This window comes from Mycobacterium sp. SMC-11 (assembly GCF_046250095.1).
GTDB lineage: Bacteria > Actinomycetota > Actinomycetes > Mycobacteriales > Mycobacteriaceae > Mycobacterium > Mycobacterium heraklionense_A.
On sequence record NZ_CP176430.1, the window covers coordinates 4,113,507 to 4,128,859 of the forward strand.

At 63.9% G+C, this 15,353-nt stretch carries 18 protein-coding genes; 10 read left to right on the plus strand and 8 right to left on the minus strand.

Features of this window, described 5'->3' with window-relative positions; genetic code table 11:
- Positions 1-84: 84 nt before the first annotated feature.
- The 4 genes from ACKY0X_RS19525 to ACKY0X_RS19540 all read left to right on the plus strand — a co-directional run bounded on the left by ACKY0X_RS19525 (position 85) and on the right by ACKY0X_RS19540 (position 3,675).
- Positions 85-591, plus strand: coding sequence for a nuclear transport factor 2 family protein (locus ACKY0X_RS19525; protein ID WP_225405011.1), 507 nt, complete (start codon positions 85-87; stop codon positions 589-591).
- Between the two features lie 19 nt (positions 592-610).
- The gene (locus ACKY0X_RS19530) at positions 611-1,486 is read left to right on the plus strand and encodes an SDR family NAD(P)-dependent oxidoreductase (RefSeq protein WP_409429704.1); all 876 of its coding nucleotides are present in this window, start codon (positions 611-613) and stop codon (positions 1,484-1,486) included.
- A 10-nt stretch (positions 1,487-1,496) separates the two neighbouring features.
- Positions 1,497-2,453 carry an alpha/beta hydrolase fold domain-containing protein gene (locus ACKY0X_RS19535; RefSeq protein WP_409427362.1) on the plus strand — a complete coding sequence of 319 codons (957 nt, stop codon included), beginning with the start codon at positions 1,497-1,499 and terminating at the stop codon, positions 2,451-2,453.
- 145 nt (positions 2,454-2,598) lie between these two features.
- Positions 2,599-3,675, plus strand: a complete 1,077-nt coding sequence (locus tag ACKY0X_RS19540) for a hypothetical protein (RefSeq protein WP_409429705.1) — start codon at positions 2,599-2,601, stop codon at positions 3,673-3,675.
- 65 nt (positions 3,676-3,740) lie between these two features.
- Here the strand turns inward: ACKY0X_RS19540 and ACKY0X_RS19545 are convergent, their stop codons facing one another.
- Positions 3,741-4,682 carry a hypothetical protein gene (locus ACKY0X_RS19545; protein ID WP_409427363.1) on the minus strand — a complete coding sequence of 314 codons (942 nt, stop codon included), beginning with the start codon at positions 4,680-4,682 and terminating at the stop codon, positions 3,741-3,743.
- Positions 4,683-4,958: 276 nt separating this feature from the next.
- Between ACKY0X_RS19545 and ACKY0X_RS19550 the strand changes: the two genes are divergently transcribed.
- Positions 4,959-5,549: a TetR/AcrR family transcriptional regulator gene (locus ACKY0X_RS19550; RefSeq protein WP_409427364.1), complete on the plus strand. Its 591-nt coding sequence runs from the start codon at positions 4,959-4,961 to the stop codon at positions 5,547-5,549.
- 25 nt (positions 5,550-5,574) lie between these two features.
- Here the strand turns inward: ACKY0X_RS19550 and ACKY0X_RS19555 are convergent, their stop codons facing one another.
- Both ACKY0X_RS19555 and ACKY0X_RS19560 read right to left on the minus strand, forming a co-directional pair.
- Complete coding sequence (locus ACKY0X_RS19555) at positions 5,575-5,856, minus strand: hypothetical protein (RefSeq protein ID WP_409427365.1); 282 nt, start codon at positions 5,854-5,856, stop codon at positions 5,575-5,577.
- Positions 5,846-7,027 carry a Rieske 2Fe-2S domain-containing protein gene (locus tag ACKY0X_RS19560; RefSeq protein ID WP_396873724.1) on the minus strand — a complete coding sequence of 394 codons (1,182 nt, stop codon included), beginning with the start codon at positions 7,025-7,027 and terminating at the stop codon, positions 5,846-5,848. The genes ACKY0X_RS19555 and ACKY0X_RS19560 overlap by 11 nt, the downstream gene beginning before the upstream one ends.
- A 127-nt stretch (positions 7,028-7,154) precedes the next feature.
- Between ACKY0X_RS19560 and ACKY0X_RS19565 the strand changes: the two genes are divergently transcribed.
- Positions 7,155-8,834, plus strand: coding sequence for a 3-ketosteroid-delta-1-dehydrogenase (locus tag ACKY0X_RS19565; RefSeq protein WP_409427366.1), 1,680 nt, complete (start codon positions 7,155-7,157; stop codon positions 8,832-8,834).
- Between the two features lie 18 nt (positions 8,835-8,852).
- Here the strand turns inward: ACKY0X_RS19565 and ACKY0X_RS19570 are convergent, their stop codons facing one another.
- A complete protein-coding gene (locus tag ACKY0X_RS19570) occupies positions 8,853-9,521 on the minus strand; it encodes a PadR family transcriptional regulator (protein WP_409427367.1) in 669 nt (222 codons plus the stop codon).
- Positions 9,522-9,652: 131 nt separating this feature from the next.
- Between ACKY0X_RS19570 and ACKY0X_RS19575 the strand changes: the two genes are divergently transcribed.
- From ACKY0X_RS19575 to ACKY0X_RS19585, 3 genes are read left to right on the plus strand one after another with little or no spacing between them, the layout of a single operon-like run.
- The gene (locus tag ACKY0X_RS19575; RefSeq protein ID WP_409427368.1) at positions 9,653-10,180 is read left to right on the plus strand and encodes a flavin reductase family protein; all 528 of its coding nucleotides are present in this window, start codon (positions 9,653-9,655) and stop codon (positions 10,178-10,180) included.
- Complete coding sequence (locus tag ACKY0X_RS19580) at positions 10,173-11,720, plus strand: FAD-binding protein (protein ID WP_409427369.1); 1,548 nt, start codon at positions 10,173-10,175, stop codon at positions 11,718-11,720. The genes ACKY0X_RS19575 and ACKY0X_RS19580 overlap by 8 nt, the downstream gene beginning before the upstream one ends.
- A complete protein-coding gene (locus tag ACKY0X_RS19585; RefSeq protein ID WP_409429706.1) occupies positions 11,717-12,328 on the plus strand; it encodes a PaaI family thioesterase in 612 nt (203 codons plus the stop codon). The genes ACKY0X_RS19580 and ACKY0X_RS19585 overlap by 4 nt, the downstream gene beginning before the upstream one ends.
- An 8-nt stretch (positions 12,329-12,336) precedes the next feature.
- Here ACKY0X_RS19585 and ACKY0X_RS19590 read toward each other — a convergent pair whose 3' ends face one another.
- The 4 genes from ACKY0X_RS19590 to ACKY0X_RS19605 all read right to left on the minus strand — a co-directional run bounded on the left by ACKY0X_RS19590 (position 12,337) and on the right by ACKY0X_RS19605 (position 14,676).
- Entirely contained in the window at positions 12,337-12,963 is a 627-nt protein-coding gene (locus ACKY0X_RS19590) for a hypothetical protein (RefSeq protein ID WP_409427370.1), read from the minus strand.
- Positions 12,960-13,742, minus strand: a complete 783-nt coding sequence (locus ACKY0X_RS19595; RefSeq protein ID WP_409427371.1) for a hypothetical protein — start codon at positions 13,740-13,742, stop codon at positions 12,960-12,962. Before ACKY0X_RS19595 ends, ACKY0X_RS19590 begins: the two co-directional genes overlap by 4 nt.
- Positions 13,743-13,886: 144 nt before the next feature.
- Positions 13,887-14,288, minus strand: coding sequence for a hypothetical protein (locus ACKY0X_RS19600; RefSeq protein ID WP_225405024.1), 402 nt, complete (start codon positions 14,286-14,288; stop codon positions 13,887-13,889).
- A complete protein-coding gene (locus ACKY0X_RS19605) occupies positions 14,281-14,676 on the minus strand; it encodes a hypothetical protein (protein ID WP_225405025.1) in 396 nt (131 codons plus the stop codon). The genes ACKY0X_RS19600 and ACKY0X_RS19605 overlap by 8 nt, the downstream gene beginning before the upstream one ends.
- Positions 14,677-14,818: 142 nt before the next feature.
- Between ACKY0X_RS19605 and ACKY0X_RS19610 the strand changes: the two genes are divergently transcribed.
- Positions 14,819-15,331, plus strand: coding sequence for a hypothetical protein (locus tag ACKY0X_RS19610; RefSeq protein ID WP_225405026.1), 513 nt, complete (start codon positions 14,819-14,821; stop codon positions 15,329-15,331).
- The last annotated feature ends 22 nt before the right edge of the window (positions 15,332-15,353 follow it).

A 15,353-nucleotide genomic window follows, 5' to 3' on the forward strand; every position in this document is an offset into this window, starting at 1 on the left:
TTACCACTGTGCCGCAGCCGGCCGATCGGCGGTTGACTTCAAGGAGCACTGGTTTCCGCACGCCAAACTTGGGAGACATGTTCCGTGAGCACTGACAACACCATCTCGCTGACCGAGCTGCAGAACTTCATCGGCGAGTTCTGGTACCACTACGACGAGGCTGACTACCCGAAGATGGGCGCCGCTTTCGCCGCGGATGCCACCTACCTCAGCCGAAGTGACTCCGGCGCGTGCCCCTTCGAAGAATCCCTCGCCGCTGACCTGACCGGTGCGGCGAAGGTTGTGCCGTGGCTCATCGAACATCGCGACGCTAGTCCATACCCCCTGCGTCACCACACCACCAACCTGCACATCACCCACCACGATGGCGACGTCACCTACGCGCGCTTCTACATCTTCGTCAACCAGGTCACCAACTTCGTTCCATTCGCGGTGTCCAGCGGAGTCACGGAGGTCGGCGTTCGCCGTGGGGGCAGCAGTCCCAGCGGGCTTGAGTTCACCAAGATGTCGGTCATCCTCGATGTCACGAACTCCGAACCATTGGTCGGCAGCGGGCTTCCCGGCGCCGAGAACGCCTCGGCGAACACCTGACCCAGTGGGCACCGGTCCCTTGAATGCACGCGACATCTTCGGTGGCGGAGTCGCCGTCATCACCGGAGCCGGCGCCGGTATTGGCGCCGGCCTGGCCCGTCACGCTCACCGCCTGGGGATGTCTGTAGTCCTTGCCGATATCGACGGCGCTGCCGTTGCAGCATTGCGCGACGAGATCGTCGCCGACGGCGGCGCTGCCGTCGACCTAGCCTGCGACGTCCGCGACCCCGAAGCGGTGGCGGCCCTGGCGGAACGCACCTATCGCGACGTCGGACCGGTACGGCTGCTGGTCAACAATGCCGGCGTAGAGCAGTTCGGCTATCTGTGGGATACCCCGGTCGCCAACTGGAACCGGGTGATGGACATCAACGTCAGCGGGGTCTTCCACGGTGTCCGGGCCTTTCTACCCAGGATGATTGCGGCCAGCGGACCGGCATGGATCTGGAACCTGTCTTCGATCGGCGGTGTCGCGACCGTTCCGCTGCAGACCCCCTACATCGTCAGCAAACACGCGGTCCTGGCTCTGACCGAGTGTCTGCGCCTAGAAGTCCAGTTGGCCGGTCATGATGACCGCATTCGTGTCCAGGCGGTATTGCCCGGCGCGGTGAAGTCCAACATCTTCGAGGCGGCAGGCGGCGTGAGCGCTGACCTCGCCGGCGTGGACGTCGATGCCGCCGACTCACAACGTGAAGCGATGTTGGCGATCAAAGCGGAGGCGATGGAGCCGATCGAAGCCGCCGCAATGATTTTCGAGCAGTCCGCCCGCGGCGCGTTCTACGTGCTGACGCAGCCTGAGTACGTGCGTTCGGCGATGGCCGAGCGTGCCGAAGTGCTACGCACCCTGGTGCCACCATCGTTGCGGGACAGGCGTCGCTTCGATCCCGCCAAACACTAGGAGCCAAGCTGTGAACGGGCCGCACATCCGCGCGCTAGATCCCGACGCCGCCGCCAGGGTTGCGGCATTCGGCCCGCCGACGCCGATTCGAGAACGCGGCCTCGACGTGGTACGCGTGGCTCTGGAATCCGCGCCCTTGCCCCCCGATATGCCGGAAATGGCCGAGATCATCGACGCCGAGGCCGCTGGGCCGGGCGGCCCGATTCCGCTGCGGATCTACCGTCCGCAGTTCGACAAGCAGCCGTCGCCGGTGATCGTCCACCTCCATGGCGGTGGACTGGTCATGGGCTCCAATCACTCATTCGAGCCGATGGCCCGGGCGATGGCAGCCGCGAGCGGTGCAGTGGTGGTGGCTGTCGAATATCGACTGGCCCCGGAGAACCCCCCGCCCGCACAGTTCGAGGACGCGATGGCAGCCACCGAGTGGACCGCTGCCCACGCAGCCGATCTGAACCTGGACAGGCACAGGCTGGTCATCTCCGGAGACAGCGCCGGCGGCGGTGTCGCCGCAGCCGTTGCCTTGGCGGTGCGTGACCACGGTGGCCCGGCAATTTTCGCTCAGGTTCTGATGTATCCGGGCGTGGACCGGGACATGGCCGCGACATCGATAGTCGGCCAGCCAGAGGCCCCGATGCTGACGCACGACGACATCGTCTACCTGCACGAACTTGCCGACCTCGGGGCGGGTTCCCCCCATGACGTCCGTCGTGTCCCGGCATACGCCACCGACCTGCACGGCCTGCCCCAGGCGATCGTCGTCACCGCTGAACTCGATCCGATCACCGATTGGGGCGAGCGCTATGCCGGCCGCCTGCGCGATGCGGGAGTACAGACCACAATCACCCGCTACCCGGGCATCTACCACGGCTTCCTGATGCGATCGGAAGCAACCGCACGCGGACGGCTAGCGATGGCCGAGATCGGGGCGTTACTGCGCGCCAAGTTCGCTCATCCGTTGCCGTTTTAGGCGAGGTTCAGCTCTGCAACTAAGGACCGACTGACGTCCCGATGATTGGACAACAGGGGTTCGGGATAGCGCTGGCGCAGCACACAATCAACCTCAGCAATGGGCGTGTGGTTCAGCGCCGAACTACAGAAAAGGAGTCCCTGTGATGTTCACCGAAGAGCGGCGAATGGAGCTGTCCGACATCCTGCGCCCCGCTTCGCCGCCCCGCGAAATTGCCGATGTCTACACCGAAGACCAGCGCGAGCGCCTCCTAGACGTGGTCCGCAAGGACGGGCCATGGAGCTTGATCATTGCGCAGCACTTCGCTTCCCCGGAGGAACTCATCGCCACTATGAGCGGCAAGTTTCCGGAGGGATTCACTCCGACCCTAGATCTGTTCTTGACGCCCACCTTTCGCGGCTTTCTGGCAAATCACGGGACAGTGCTCTACCCGGAGCTACACGACTGCTTCTACAACGCCGGATTCTTGGACATGGCCAAGTCGTACTGGAATGCCAAGTACGCCAAACCCCAGATGATGTTGTTCAACATCAACGGTCCGTGCGCCAATCGCGACCCGGGACACCTCGATTCGCCGAGCTTCCGCGGAGTCCGTTACGAGAACGCCCCGACCTGGCTGGTCAGCGTGATGGGCAAGTCCGGGTTGTTCACCGACTATCTGATCAAGATGGCACAGGTCATCACCTGGTTCTCCTTGGATGACGCCAGCGGGTTTACCTATTGGCCGGACGGCCCCCTCAAGGCGCCCAAGCGTATTCAGCCGCCGGTGTACAACCGGGGTGTAGTGGTGCAGAACGAGATGCTGGTGCATCGGGGCGAGGCAAACGGTCCGCTGGAACAGCAAGTGCCCGCCGGACTGGCGTTCAACACGATGTTCTCCAGCGACCCAGATTCCCGCGATCACTGGGTGCTCAAGAACGGCGACGACGTCATCGCACGCCATCACACCGATGAACTCCGCTTCCTGGTGCACTGGTCCTCTGAGGTCTACCAGGACTACGACGAGCTCAAGAAAAATATGGACCACTCCGACGATCTGACGATCGACAAGGCCATCGACATGATGGTCGATGACTTGAGCAAGAAGGGTTACAAGCTCGATATCCCGAGCGAGCCACTGCACGACGCCGAGTTCATCGGAGCACTCAACGCGGGCTACGACCTCGGCGGTCCTGCGGTGTATCCGCAAGATGCGCCATTGAGCGCATTCCAGTTCGCCTGAGCTGCACCGCTTTCCGGCGTGGTCCTGCCTCATCGGCAGGACCACACCACGGTAATCATCAGCGGTTACGCAGGAGCGGCCGGCACCTTGGTCAACTTCAGCGCCCTTCTCGCCTCCTGGCCTTTGGCGATCTTGATCGCGGCTTCACGCGGGTCAGGCGCCACTGCAGCAAGTCGGTGGTTCTCTTCACCGCGCGTATAGGTCCATACGCAAAATGGCTCGCCCTCTTTGAATTTGAGGTCTGGCGGCGGAATGTTGATGTCGAGCTTACAACCGGGAAAGAACGGCGCCGAGATCCGCTGTTCGAATGTGCAGTTCATGAAGGCTCGGGCCGGCGGGTACAACCCTTCGTCCATGTATCTTTGCATCACCTCGCAGCGGCGCATGTTGAGGACGACGTAGTCCGGGTTGATGACGATGTACTCGCCGCCGTAACCCATGGTTCCGTCGATACTCATACAGGCCATCTTGAGGTAGTCAACGACATGCACGGGTTCGATGTTGAGGACCTTCGACAGCTTGGGGTACTGGTAGTCGATGATCATCTGGTACATGTCTGGGAGAGCGAGCCAAACGTCCTCTTCGGGGATGATTTTCGTCCATTGGTCAATGAAGTAGTTGTGCCCCTTGAGGTACTGGTCCCAATAAGTCCTTATCAGCCGGAGCAACGCCGGCTTGGTGAGGTCCTCAGTTTGGATGTCGAACGGAATAGCTTGGTACTGGGCGTCTTTCCAGTCCCAATTTGGCGGCGCGATATATCTGCCCATGGGCATCACCTGACGCAAGCCAGCGCGCGATACACGGGCGGCGACGTCCATGGCGGCATTGATGCCGACCTTCTCCGCGTAGGTGGAGACGTGCGCGTACGTCGTGAAGTTCAGGGTGTCTTCGAAGACGCGAGCCAGCCCAAGGAGGAAATCCCTGGAGAAGTCATGGATGTTGCCGACTTCGCCCGTGAAGTCGTGGGTGTAGTCGTTGTAGTTCAACTCTTCAACCGCTTCGCTCATCGAGCTCATTCCTTTCGTCGAGATTGCCGAGCAGGCAAACACCGCTCGCACCGCCACCGGGCGTCGATCGCCGTGAGCACTCCGCCCGCCGAATGGCATATTCTGCATAAGTGGCAGTTTCTGCCACTCCCAATGTAGGTGTGGCAACCCGGGCTGATGGCACGAATCCCACTCAGTGGGAGGACGGGTGCGTACCGGCCGCACGGGAGAATTCGCGCCGCTGCGACTACGATGACCTGGGAATATGCGCGACTCGCCAGAGCAGAGGAGCAGTGCGTGAGGAAGCTGACGCTCACCGAGCGACGGGGCGAGGAACTCCGCATGTCCATCGCGTTGGCCGCACGCGACATATTCCTCACCGACGGCGACACATCGGCGACGGTGGAGCGGATCTGCGATGCGGCCGGAGTGGCGCCCCGCACGTTTCACCGGCATTTTCCGGTCAAAGAAGACGTCGTCATGCCGCTGTTGCGGGGTTTCGGCGACTTAAGCGTAGAGGTCCTCCGTAACGCGCCCGCCTCCAGCAACAGCATCGCCACACTGGTTGAAGCGTTCTGCACCGAGGTGCCCCGCCGCGGTCACGTCGAGGTTGACCGTCAATTTCTGGCGTTGATCATCTCTAATCCCCAGTATCGCCTCCGGTGGTTGGACTGGGGAGAAGGCTTGGTGCAGCCGATCTCTGAGTTCCTCAGCGCGCGCTACGACCTCGGCGATGATCCATTCATCCGGGAGCTGCCCGCCCACTTGATGGTGCAAATCTGTCGGCAGGCCTACATGTATTGGGTGGCCAGCGGTGACTTCGCTGAATTGAAGCGCGCGGTGCGTGCGGGTGCCACGATGGTTGTCGCAACACTGTCGCCCCGGTGAAACCGGACCTTTTCATCCGCGGCGATCAGAGCCCGTCAAGCACCGGCAACGAACCCGCACCGACAGCCTTCTCAATCGAAGCGCGCAGGCGTGCACACACCAGGAAGGTGCCCGGCCTCAGGTCCGCGCCGTAGACCGAGGGATGCTCGCCCACACTCTGCCGTTCCTGGCACCTGGCCATGGCAGCGCCGTTCCATTGCACACTGGTCTGCTCCCAGCTGCTCTTGCGGGCCAGCACCCGCGCGCCGCACGATCCGCAGATCACCGGAGTCATCGGCGCGTCGCTCAACCGGTTGTCAGGACGCATGATCTGACGTCGTCAGACCTACCAGGCGAGGCAGCCGGTTGGCGGCGATGTTGTCCTGCACTTCGGTCATCCACGCCTCGCGTGGACGGGTGGTATCAATCTCGAACTCGAATCGATCAACCATGTCATTGGTGACATCGTCGACGTCGACGTAGAACTGCTCGTACCACCGGCGCACCTGGTAGACGGGTCCGTCTTCCTCGCACAGCAGCGGATTGTCAATCCGTGCTTTGCGTCGCCAGATGGCCACGTCCTGCTCGAAGCCCATCTTCACGAAGTCACCGAGAGCGATGGCCATCTGCATGGCCGCATCGTCGGGCAGACCCTCCGATTTCTCCACGGTGATGCCGTATTGCAGGACAAACGAATTCGCGTCGATCGGGTAATGACAGTTGAGCAGAACCGTTCGTTGATCGCTGTGCTCGTAGTGGTAAGTCAGATCGTCGATCATGAACGAGGGGCCGTAGTAGGACGCCACCGATGTCGTTCCGAGAATCGCGGCTCCCTCACCGGAGCCGAGGTCCGGTCGCGCTTCACTCTTGTAGTACTGGGTGGCGACGTGACCCTCGAACACGTTCTTGAAACTGGTGGGAAGTCCGCCGTGGATGTAGAAGAAGTGCGCCATGTCAACGATATTGTCGATGATCTCGCGACAATTCGTGTTGACGATCGTGCTGTACCAATGCCAATCGGTCCACTGTTCGCCCCCGACACCTTCGATGCGCGGAATCGTCACATCGGGTGGCGGCGCGTTCTTCTCCGGGTCGTTCCAGGCGAACAGCATTCCGTCCTGCTCCATGGTCGGCCAGGTTGCAGTACGGGCGAGCTTGGGAACCCTGCGGCTGTAGGGAATCTTCTTGCACCGGCCATCGCCACCCCAGCGCCAGTCGTGGAACGGGCAGGCGATCTCGTTACCCTTGACCTCGCCGTCGGACAGATCGCCGCCCATGTGCCGGCAGTAGGCGTCCAGGACATTTATCTTGCCGTCCTCGCCGCGGAAGACCACCAACTTGCCGCCGAAGGCGTTGATCGAGTGCGGTTTTCCGTCGCCCAGATCACGGGTCAGCCCGAGGCAATGCCAGCCTCGCGCGTACCGTGCCGGCGCGGCCTGCGCCTCGATCTCACGGACCTCTTCGGAGCAGTTGTGCTCTGACGGTGTCATTCCGGCCATCCTCGCTGTTCATCGCTTGTGAGAGTCGTTGTTGTTGTAACACCGCCACACTCATTGGACGTCGTGGCGTTCCACTGACCGGGCACAGTGGGGCGCATGTGGTGACCATTGGCCCCAGAATCAGTCGGTGACCGATCCACACAACATCACTGTCGACCTACTCGTCGTTGGCTCCGGTACCGGGATGGCAGCGGCGTTGGCCGCGAACGAGGAAGGGCTTTCCACGCTGATCGTGGAGAAGACCTCCTACGTCGGGGGGTCGACGGCGCGTTCCGGTGGCGCGTTCTGGATGCCGGCCAACCCGATACTTGCCGAGTCGGGTTCTGACGACACCCTGGCGGCGGGGCGCGCCTATCTCGACTCGGTCATCGGGGAGGCGTCGGCTCACGAGCGGGCACACACCTTCCTCTACTACGGTGGACCGACAGTACAGATGCTGCGGCGCACCACTCCGATGAAATTCCAGTGGGCCAAGGGCTATTCGGACTATCACCCCGAGAAGCCGGGGGGCAGCGCAATCGGGCGGACCTGCGAATGTCGCCCGTTCAACACCGCCGTGCTGGGCCCAGAGTTGGCACGGCTGCGTCCCGGCGTGATGAAGTCGTCGTTTCCCATGCCGGTGACCGGCGCTGACTATCGTTGGCTCAACCTGATGGTCCGGGTTCCCCGAAAGGCGTGGCCGCGGATCCTGCTTCGCGCCTTCCAGGGCATCGGGGGGCTCGCTTTACGCAGGCGCTACGCCGCGGGGGGTCAGGCATTGGCGGCGGGCATGTTCGCCGGCGTCGTGCGCGCCGGTATCCCGGTGTGGACCGACTCACCGGTCTCCGATCTGGTTGTCGAGGGCAGCCGGGTTGTCGGTGCCGTGGTGGACCGAAACGGCACCGCGGTGACCGTTACGGCCCGGCGCGGCGTCGTGCTGGCTGCCGGCGGTTTCGACCACCGGATGGACTGGCGACACAAGTTTCAATCTGAGCGGCTCGCCGAGCATGCCAGCCTCGGCGCCGAGGGGAACCTCGGCGACGGCATTCGCCTGGCCCAAGACTCCTGCGACGCCGGTACCGCGCTGATGGACCAGGCGTGGTGGTTTCCGGCCTTTGCACCACTTCCCGGTGGAGACCCGACGGTGATGCTCGCCGAACGTTCCCTTCCCGGTTGCCTTCTCGTCGACCAGAGCGGGCAGCGATTCGTCAACGAAGCCATCGACTACATGTCATTCGGACAGCAGCTGCTCGAACGTGAACGCGCGGGCAACCCGGTCGAGGCAATGTGGATGATCTTCGATCAGAAGTACCGCAACAGCTATGTGATGGCCGCAGAATTGTTCCCCCGGATGCCGATCCCCACTGCGTGGTATGAGGCAGGGATCGCGCACCGGGCCAACCATCTGCCGGAATTGGCGCGTGCGATTGGTGTTGATCCGTCGACCTTCGGTGCCACGCTCGATCGCTTCAACCGGTTGGCCGCCGCAGGCGTGGATCCGGATTTCGGTCGCGGCGCGAGTGCATACGACCGTTACTACGGTGACCCGACGATCGCCCCGAATCCCAACTTGCGTCCCGTCGGCTCGGGACCGTTCTATGCCGTGAAGGTGGTTCTCAGTGATCTGGGCACCTGCGGCGGACTTCGCACCAACGTCCGCGGGCAGGTGCTGCGCGAGGACGGGTCGGCCATCGACGGGCTCTACGCGATCGGTAACACCGCCGCCAACACCTTCGGCGCGAGCTATCCGGGCGCTGGTGCCACCATCGGGCAGGGACTGGTGTTCGGCTACATCGCAGCGCTGCACGCGGCCGGCAAACTCGACTGAGTCCGGCCGCCCGTGTCCTTACGCCTGGTCGTCTTCCGCGGCGAGACGGCGTTCGACCTCATACCAGTAGTCCCGCACCGGGAACTTGGTACCGTCTTCGGTACCTTTGGCGAATGTCTCGTCGACCTCGTCGAGGTCTTTGATCATCCGCAACGCCAGCTCCCGCTCGGCCGCGTAATAGTCCTCAGACCACTGCAACGCCAATCGCGCGTACGCCCAAGCCGGCTCGTCGCCGGCCCAGCGAGCCTCGGCCGCCGCGGCCCGGTGCATCTCCTCGACGTGGGCGACGTGCGCGGTGAGCACCTCTCGCAGCCGGCCGGGATTCATCAGGTGCCCGAAAATAACCCGTAACACCGGGTTGTGCTTGAGCGTAGGCGGCTCTACCGGCTCGTCGTTGGCCCACCGCGTCACGGCGGCCATGCCCTGGTCGGTGATCCGGTACATCCGCCGGCTGCGCACACCGGCGTCGACGCGTGAGGTGACCAGTCCCTGCTGTTCGAGCCGCTTCAACTCCGAATAGATCTGGCTGTACGCCGGACTGGAGTAGAAGAACCGGACCGTCCAATTGAACCACTTCTTGATGTCGTAGCCGGACAGCTCGTCCCCGCCCGACAGCATTCCCAGCAACGCCCATCCGGTGGGTGACACGTTCAGCCCGTCGGGAACATTGTCGGTGGCTTCGCTCACTGAACCAGGCTAACAACCTCCGGAACCCCGGAAAGACTGCAACTACCGCTGATCGGGAACCTGCGTTGCGCCGAGAGGCCCTCGGAGCCGACGGTAGCAAGCAGAGAAGTTTCGCCAGTGCAAGGAGAGGCATGCCCGACAACGTCACCAGTACCCCGACCGGTCAACTGCGAGCACCGCTCCCCCCGGAGATGCGCCGCGTTCTGGGGCACTTCTGCACCGGGGTCGCCGTCATCACGGCTCACGACGGAAAGCGCCCGCTCGGTTTTACCTGCCAGTCGGTGACATCGGTGTCACTGGATCCGCCGTATATCTCTTTCTGCCCCGCCAACACATCAAGCAGCTGGCCCCGGATCCGGGATGTCGGCACGCTGTGTGTCAACGTCCTGTCCGACTACCAGCAGGACGTGTGCGCACAGTTCGCCGCCCGTGGAAGTGACAAGTTCTCTGGGGTGAGCTGGTTGCCGGGTGCTAACGGGGCTCCCGCGCTGCAGGGAACTCTGGCTTCGATCGAAGCTGACGTGGAATTCGAACACGCAGCCGGCGACCACACCATCGTGGTGGCACGTGTAACCGCGCTGCACGCCCACGAGGAACGGAGCCCACTGTTGTTCTACCGCGGCGGATACGGCGGATTTGATGGAGCCTGCCATGTCTGACTTCGACGCTGAGTTCGATGTGATCGTCGCCGGCTCAGGCGGCGGTATGGCTGGCGCCTATACCGCGGCGCGCGAACGCCTTTCGGTACTGCTAGTGGAGGCCACCGACCGGTTCGGCGGCACCACCGCGTACTCCGGTGGCGGCGGCGTCTGGTACCCGTGCAACCCCGCGCTGCAACGCGCAGGCACCGACGACACGCTCGATGCCGCGCTGCGCTACTTCCATACAGTCGTCGGCGACCGCACTCCGCACGACCTCCAGGAAGCCTACGTTCGCGGGGGTTCGGGATTGATCGAATACCTGGAGCAGGACCCGGGATTCGAATTCGTGGCTTTCCCCTGGCCGGACTACTACGGGTCCGTTCCCGGCGCCCGCGGAGACGGCTACCGCCACACGGTCCCGGTGCCGCTGCCCGATCAAGAACTCGGCAGCTACCGCGGGTCGGTGCGCGGGCCCCTCGATGCCGAACGCCTGAGCACCCCGGCCCCGCAACTGCTTACCGGCGGTCGCGCACTGGTCGGACGTTTCCTGGCCGCGCTCGACAAACTGCCGAACGCGAGCTGCTGGCGTAATGCCCCGCTCACCGAGCTGATTGTCGACGACGGCAACGTGGTGGGGGCCGTGGTCGAGCACGACGGCAAGGCCTTAAGGGTTGGGGCCACGCGCGGGGTGCTGCTGGCCGCAGGAGGTTTCGAACAAAACGCGGCCATGCGTGCGCAGTACCGCGTGCCTGGTAGCGCACGCGACACCATGGGCGCACCGGGGAATCTCGGTGCCGCGCACCGGGCCGCCATCGCGGTCGGAGCCGATGTCGATCTGATGGATCAGGCATGGTGGTCACCGGGGATGATTCACCCCGACGGACGGGCGGCATTCGCGCTCTGGTTCACCGGAGGCATCTTCGTCAACCACGACGGCCACCGATTCGTCAACGAATCCGCCCCCTACGACCGACTCGGGCGGGATGTGCTGGCACAGCTCGACTCCGGCAAGACGTCCTTGCCGTTCTGGATGGTCTACGACAACCGGACCGACGGTGTTCCACCGGTCGGCGCCACCAACGTGTCGATGGTCAACACCGACGAGTACCACCGAGCCGGCCTATGGCATACAGCGGACACTCTCCACGATCTCGCCGAGGCCATCGGCGTTCCGGGCGCACCCCTGACGGCGACGATCGAGCGATTCAACAAACAGGCAGCGGCCGGTGTGGATGACGACTTCGGTCGAGGAAACGAAGCCTACGATCGAGTGTTCACCGAGGGCACCTCCCCGCTGGTCCCCATCGACACACCTCCGTATCACGCCGCCGCGTTCGGCGTCTCGGATCTGGGCACCAAGGGCGGGTTACGAACCGACGCTTGCGCTCGGGTGCTGACCGCTGACGGTTCCGTCATACCCGGGCTCTACGCCGCCGGAAACACCATGGCCGCTGTCAGCGGAACCACCTACCCCGGCGGGGGCAACCCGATCGGGGCCTCGATGCTGTTCAGTCATCTTGCTGCGCTGGACATGGCGGCACGGGAGGACCGGTGCTGAACGAGCCGATCCCGCCAGAAGACGCGCGGCACTCGGCCACCGTTTACGAATCGTTGACGCAGTCTTTGCGTGAACTCATCGACGTCACGATTCGCAGCGACGCCGCTGAGGCCGACGTCCGCCGGGCACACGCGCTGATCGACGAAGCCACCAGACTGCTCGGGGCCCGGCACGGCTTCAACACTGGCAGTCTTCCCAGCACCGGCGATGGCCGATACCGGCCGTGGGGCAACGTGGCGACAGGCCGGCGGAATGCGATCGCCCCTCCGCTGAGGATTCAACGCGACGACACCGGCAGAATGGCAACGGATCTGGTTCTCGGTGCTGCGTACGAGGGTCCGCCCGGACAAGTACACGGTGGCATGTGCGCGCTAGTACTCGATCACCTGCTGGGCGCGACCGCCCATCGGCCCGGACAGCCCGCCTTCACCGGCACCCTGACTCTTCGCTACGTCGCACCGACTCCACTGGGCAAATTACGGGCGGAATCCTGGGTGGAGCACGAAGACGGCCGCAAAACGTTCGCCGAAGGGCATCTCGTCGATCCGCAGGGCCGTGTCACAGTTCATGCCGCCGGGATCTTCATCAGGCCGAAACCCAAGGCCTGACTGCCGACTCAAACCGGGTCAAGCGCCGAAATCAACCATTTTGCATCGACTTTGGCCAGGCTCACCACCACGCTGCTGGCGGTGAGCGCTGGCTCTGGACGATCACGGCTGACCGTCTCCTGATTGAGGAACACCAGAACCTTTGCGTCGTTCGACCGGATCTCCATCAGGCCCGCGTTCACCACCTGTGCGGCTGCCTTGATCCCCTTGGTGCGTACGGCCGGTGCGACGACATCGCTGGTGAACTTGCTGTAGTAGGTCAGGAAGTCACCGGACATCAGACCCCGGGACCGTTCGATGTCCTGATCGAGAGTCTCGGGTGCATACGACAGCAACGCCACCGTCGCCGATGATGCGGCGCGAACGGCCGCGTCGCCGGCCGCATCACCGGACTGCTGTATAGGACGGTAGGTGGTCACATAGACCACCGTCGCCAGCAGTGCTGCCACCGCCAGGACGAGACCGAGGACAAGCTGTTTGCGGCGTGGGGTGAGCACTGCCTTGAGCCGGCCGACCGCTCCGGGGGCCGACACCTTGGTGTCCATGTGATCGTGCGCGCCGAGCAACTCGTCGGCGTGTGCCCGACTGTTGGATTCCTCGGCGGATTGGGCAACGGGGGCTTCGTCAACGGTCACGGTACGAACTCCACTTTTGACATCTTGATCTGGCCTCCTTCCCGCCGCAGGTCGACGGTCAGACGCCACCTTCGGGGGGATTCGTCGGCGCCAGCGGCGTTGGTCACTGTGGACGAGGCCGACACCAGGACAACAGCGGAGTCCGGGCTCATCGATTCGACCGCGGCGGCCATCGCCGTGGCTTTGGTGGTCACCTTGGCATCCTTGGCAACTCTAGTGAAGTCGTCTGCAGCGTCCAGGAATTCATCGCGGAAGGGACCTGTCGAGTTGTCGACGATTCGCTGCACGCTGCCCTGGGGATCATTGAAGTCAATCGACATCAAGGTCACCACGGCCTGGCGCGCCGCGGCGACGAACTCAGCACGGTTACGCTCGTCCGCCTGCGCCGTCCGCTGAGATCTGAGCATCCACGCGCTGGCCGCGAGCAGGACGCACGCACACAGCACGATGCCGGCGGTGGCCAGCTGTCCCCACCGGCGTCCAGAAAGGCGAGCTCGGGTGCGCGTACGCCACGACGGATTACCTTCCACGGCAGCGGCCTCGGCGCGCGACGCTGGGCGAGGCACGACCTCAGAGACCGAGTCGGGAGTGTGCGCATGCTGCTGCAATCGGATAGCGCGGGCCCGCGCTTGGGCTGCCACGGCCTCTGCCGCGGCAGCCTCGGCTTCGGCCTGTTCCACAAGTGCGACGACGTCCTCGGCAGTCGATTCACCAGAATCGACTGCCGGGTGCGGTGCGGGGGACTCAACCCCACCCCGCATGATCACGGTCTTCCCCATAGCGCCCACCGGTTTCCCTTCATCGCCGGGTCGGACCGGCAACGGCCGACGACGGCACCCTAAAACCGGCCGGCCGCGTTATCGGGGCAGCTTCCCATCCAGTGGGCCGTGTTACAACAGGCCCGGACCGCCGGCGGCGGTTGATCACCAGTGACGCAACGCGCACAGTGCGCCCTTCGGGCCGTCGGCGGTGGCGACCACAGCCCCGTCCACCTTCAGCTCACATCGGAATCTGGGTTCTCCCGGCGCACGGCCACTGCTGGCCGTCACCATCGCCCACCGCTGCGGGTCCACCAGCGTCGCGTGCAGCACCCAGGGCGTTCCAGGGCCCACTTCCACCCGCACTTTGGGACTGAATTGGTAGGGGTTGTGACTGTAGTCGGCCCATGTCGGCGGATCGGTGTCCCGGTAGTAGATGTCTGCAGTCACCGGAGATTCGGCGCTCACGGTGTAGACGACTTCGTGCGGCGCGGGTGGATCCGCGTGCGCCGGCACAGCGAGGAAGCCAGCGGCGATGAGCACTGCCAACAGCACCGTCCTAGCCATCACCGCGGCTCCATCGCGGGGCGCCGTTCTTCGACTGACAGCTGAGAAACAGTCCGTCAGGGGCCTGCGCCACCCAGTTCTCGTATCCGGCGCAGCTTGAACCCAGTTCTTTGATGCCCGCCATCGACGGGGACCGGAAGTATCGCGGCTCGTAGCGACGCGGCGACCCGCAGAACACCAACCTGTCCGGCTGGATAGATGGCCCCGCGACGGCCGTTCCGAAGACGAAGTAGGCGGTGTCCTGACACGGCTGCCCCAGAACCACACCCGTGGTCAGGCCCGGCACACACGACGGATCGTCACAGGAGACCGGGTCCGCCCCGGCGGGGGCCGCCACTGTCAAGGCCGCAGCCAATACCGCCGCAGCCAATACCGCTCTTCGCCGCATGCTTGGGGACTCTGTCAGTCTGCTGCGATTCTGCAACGTTGATGGTCCACTCAGCGGACATCTTGCCTTGCTGCCGACGGGGGGCGGTGTTTACTTCGGACGCTGCAGTCTCCGTGCCCTAGACCACTCCGAGGAGCATGCCATGCCACGTGGGCCCGCACTCGCGGTCGCCGTCGCTGCGGTGGCGCTGGGAACGACGACGACTTCCGTTGTTGCGCAGGCCGATCACCCCGACTGGGGCCTCAACGGCACTTACACCGCCGTCTCCAACGGCGAATGGGCGCGCAAGAATGAAGTTTTCTACGATCAGGCCAGCCGCCGCAGCATCTGGACCATCAGCACACAATGCAGCTACCCAGGCGAGTGCACCGGGACGGTGCGTAGCGACGAGAGCTGGACAGCGTCGATCTACCAGAGAAGTTCGGTGTGGTACGTCAAGCGGCCCATCGACAACTGGGTCCCGTGTCCGGACGGCAGCACCGCACCGGGACTGCAGACCTTTCGATTCAAGGCGATGACACCCGAAGGCGCGAACGCGGACCCAACGTCGACCACGCTGGTCGGCGAAGACACCACCACCGGACCCAGCGGCGCGTGCGGGGTGAGTAAGCCCGTGTACATCAACATGCCGTTCAAACTCACCCAGATCGGTTGAATCGGTCAGTCCTTCGATCCCA

What these genes read in the sequence shown, in the direction of transcription:
- ACKY0X_RS19540 (WP_409429705.1), top strand. Translation starts at nt 2,599, where the DNA reads ATGTTCACCGAAGAGCGGCGAATGGAGCTGTCCGACATCCTGCGCCCC.
- ACKY0X_RS19545 (WP_409427363.1), bottom strand. Translation starts at nt 4,682, where the DNA reads ATGAGCGAAGCGGTTGAAGAGTTGAACTACAACGACTACACCCACGAC.
- ACKY0X_RS19555 (WP_409427365.1), bottom strand. Translation starts at nt 5,856, where the DNA reads ATGCGTCCTGACAACCGGTTGAGCGACGCGCCGATGACTCCGGTGATC.
- ACKY0X_RS19560 (WP_396873724.1), bottom strand. Translation starts at nt 7,027, where the DNA reads ATGGCCGGAATGACACCGTCAGAGCACAACTGCTCCGAAGAGGTCCGT.
- ACKY0X_RS19575 (WP_409427368.1), top strand. Translation starts at nt 9,653, where the DNA reads ATGCCCGACAACGTCACCAGTACCCCGACCGGTCAACTGCGAGCACCG.
- ACKY0X_RS19580 (WP_409427369.1), top strand. Translation starts at nt 10,173, where the DNA reads ATGTCTGACTTCGACGCTGAGTTCGATGTGATCGTCGCCGGCTCAGGC.
- ACKY0X_RS19595 (WP_409427371.1), bottom strand. Translation starts at nt 13,742, where the DNA reads ATGGGGAAGACCGTGATCATGCGGGGTGGGGTTGAGTCCCCCGCACCG.
- ACKY0X_RS19600 (WP_225405024.1), bottom strand. Translation starts at nt 14,288, where the DNA reads ATGGCTAGGACGGTGCTGTTGGCAGTGCTCATCGCCGCTGGCTTCCTC.
- ACKY0X_RS19605 (WP_225405025.1), bottom strand. Translation starts at nt 14,676, where the DNA reads ATGCGGCGAAGAGCGGTATTGGCTGCGGCGGTATTGGCTGCGGCCTTG.
- ACKY0X_RS19610 (WP_225405026.1), top strand. Translation starts at nt 14,819, where the DNA reads ATGCCACGTGGGCCCGCACTCGCGGTCGCCGTCGCTGCGGTGGCGCTG.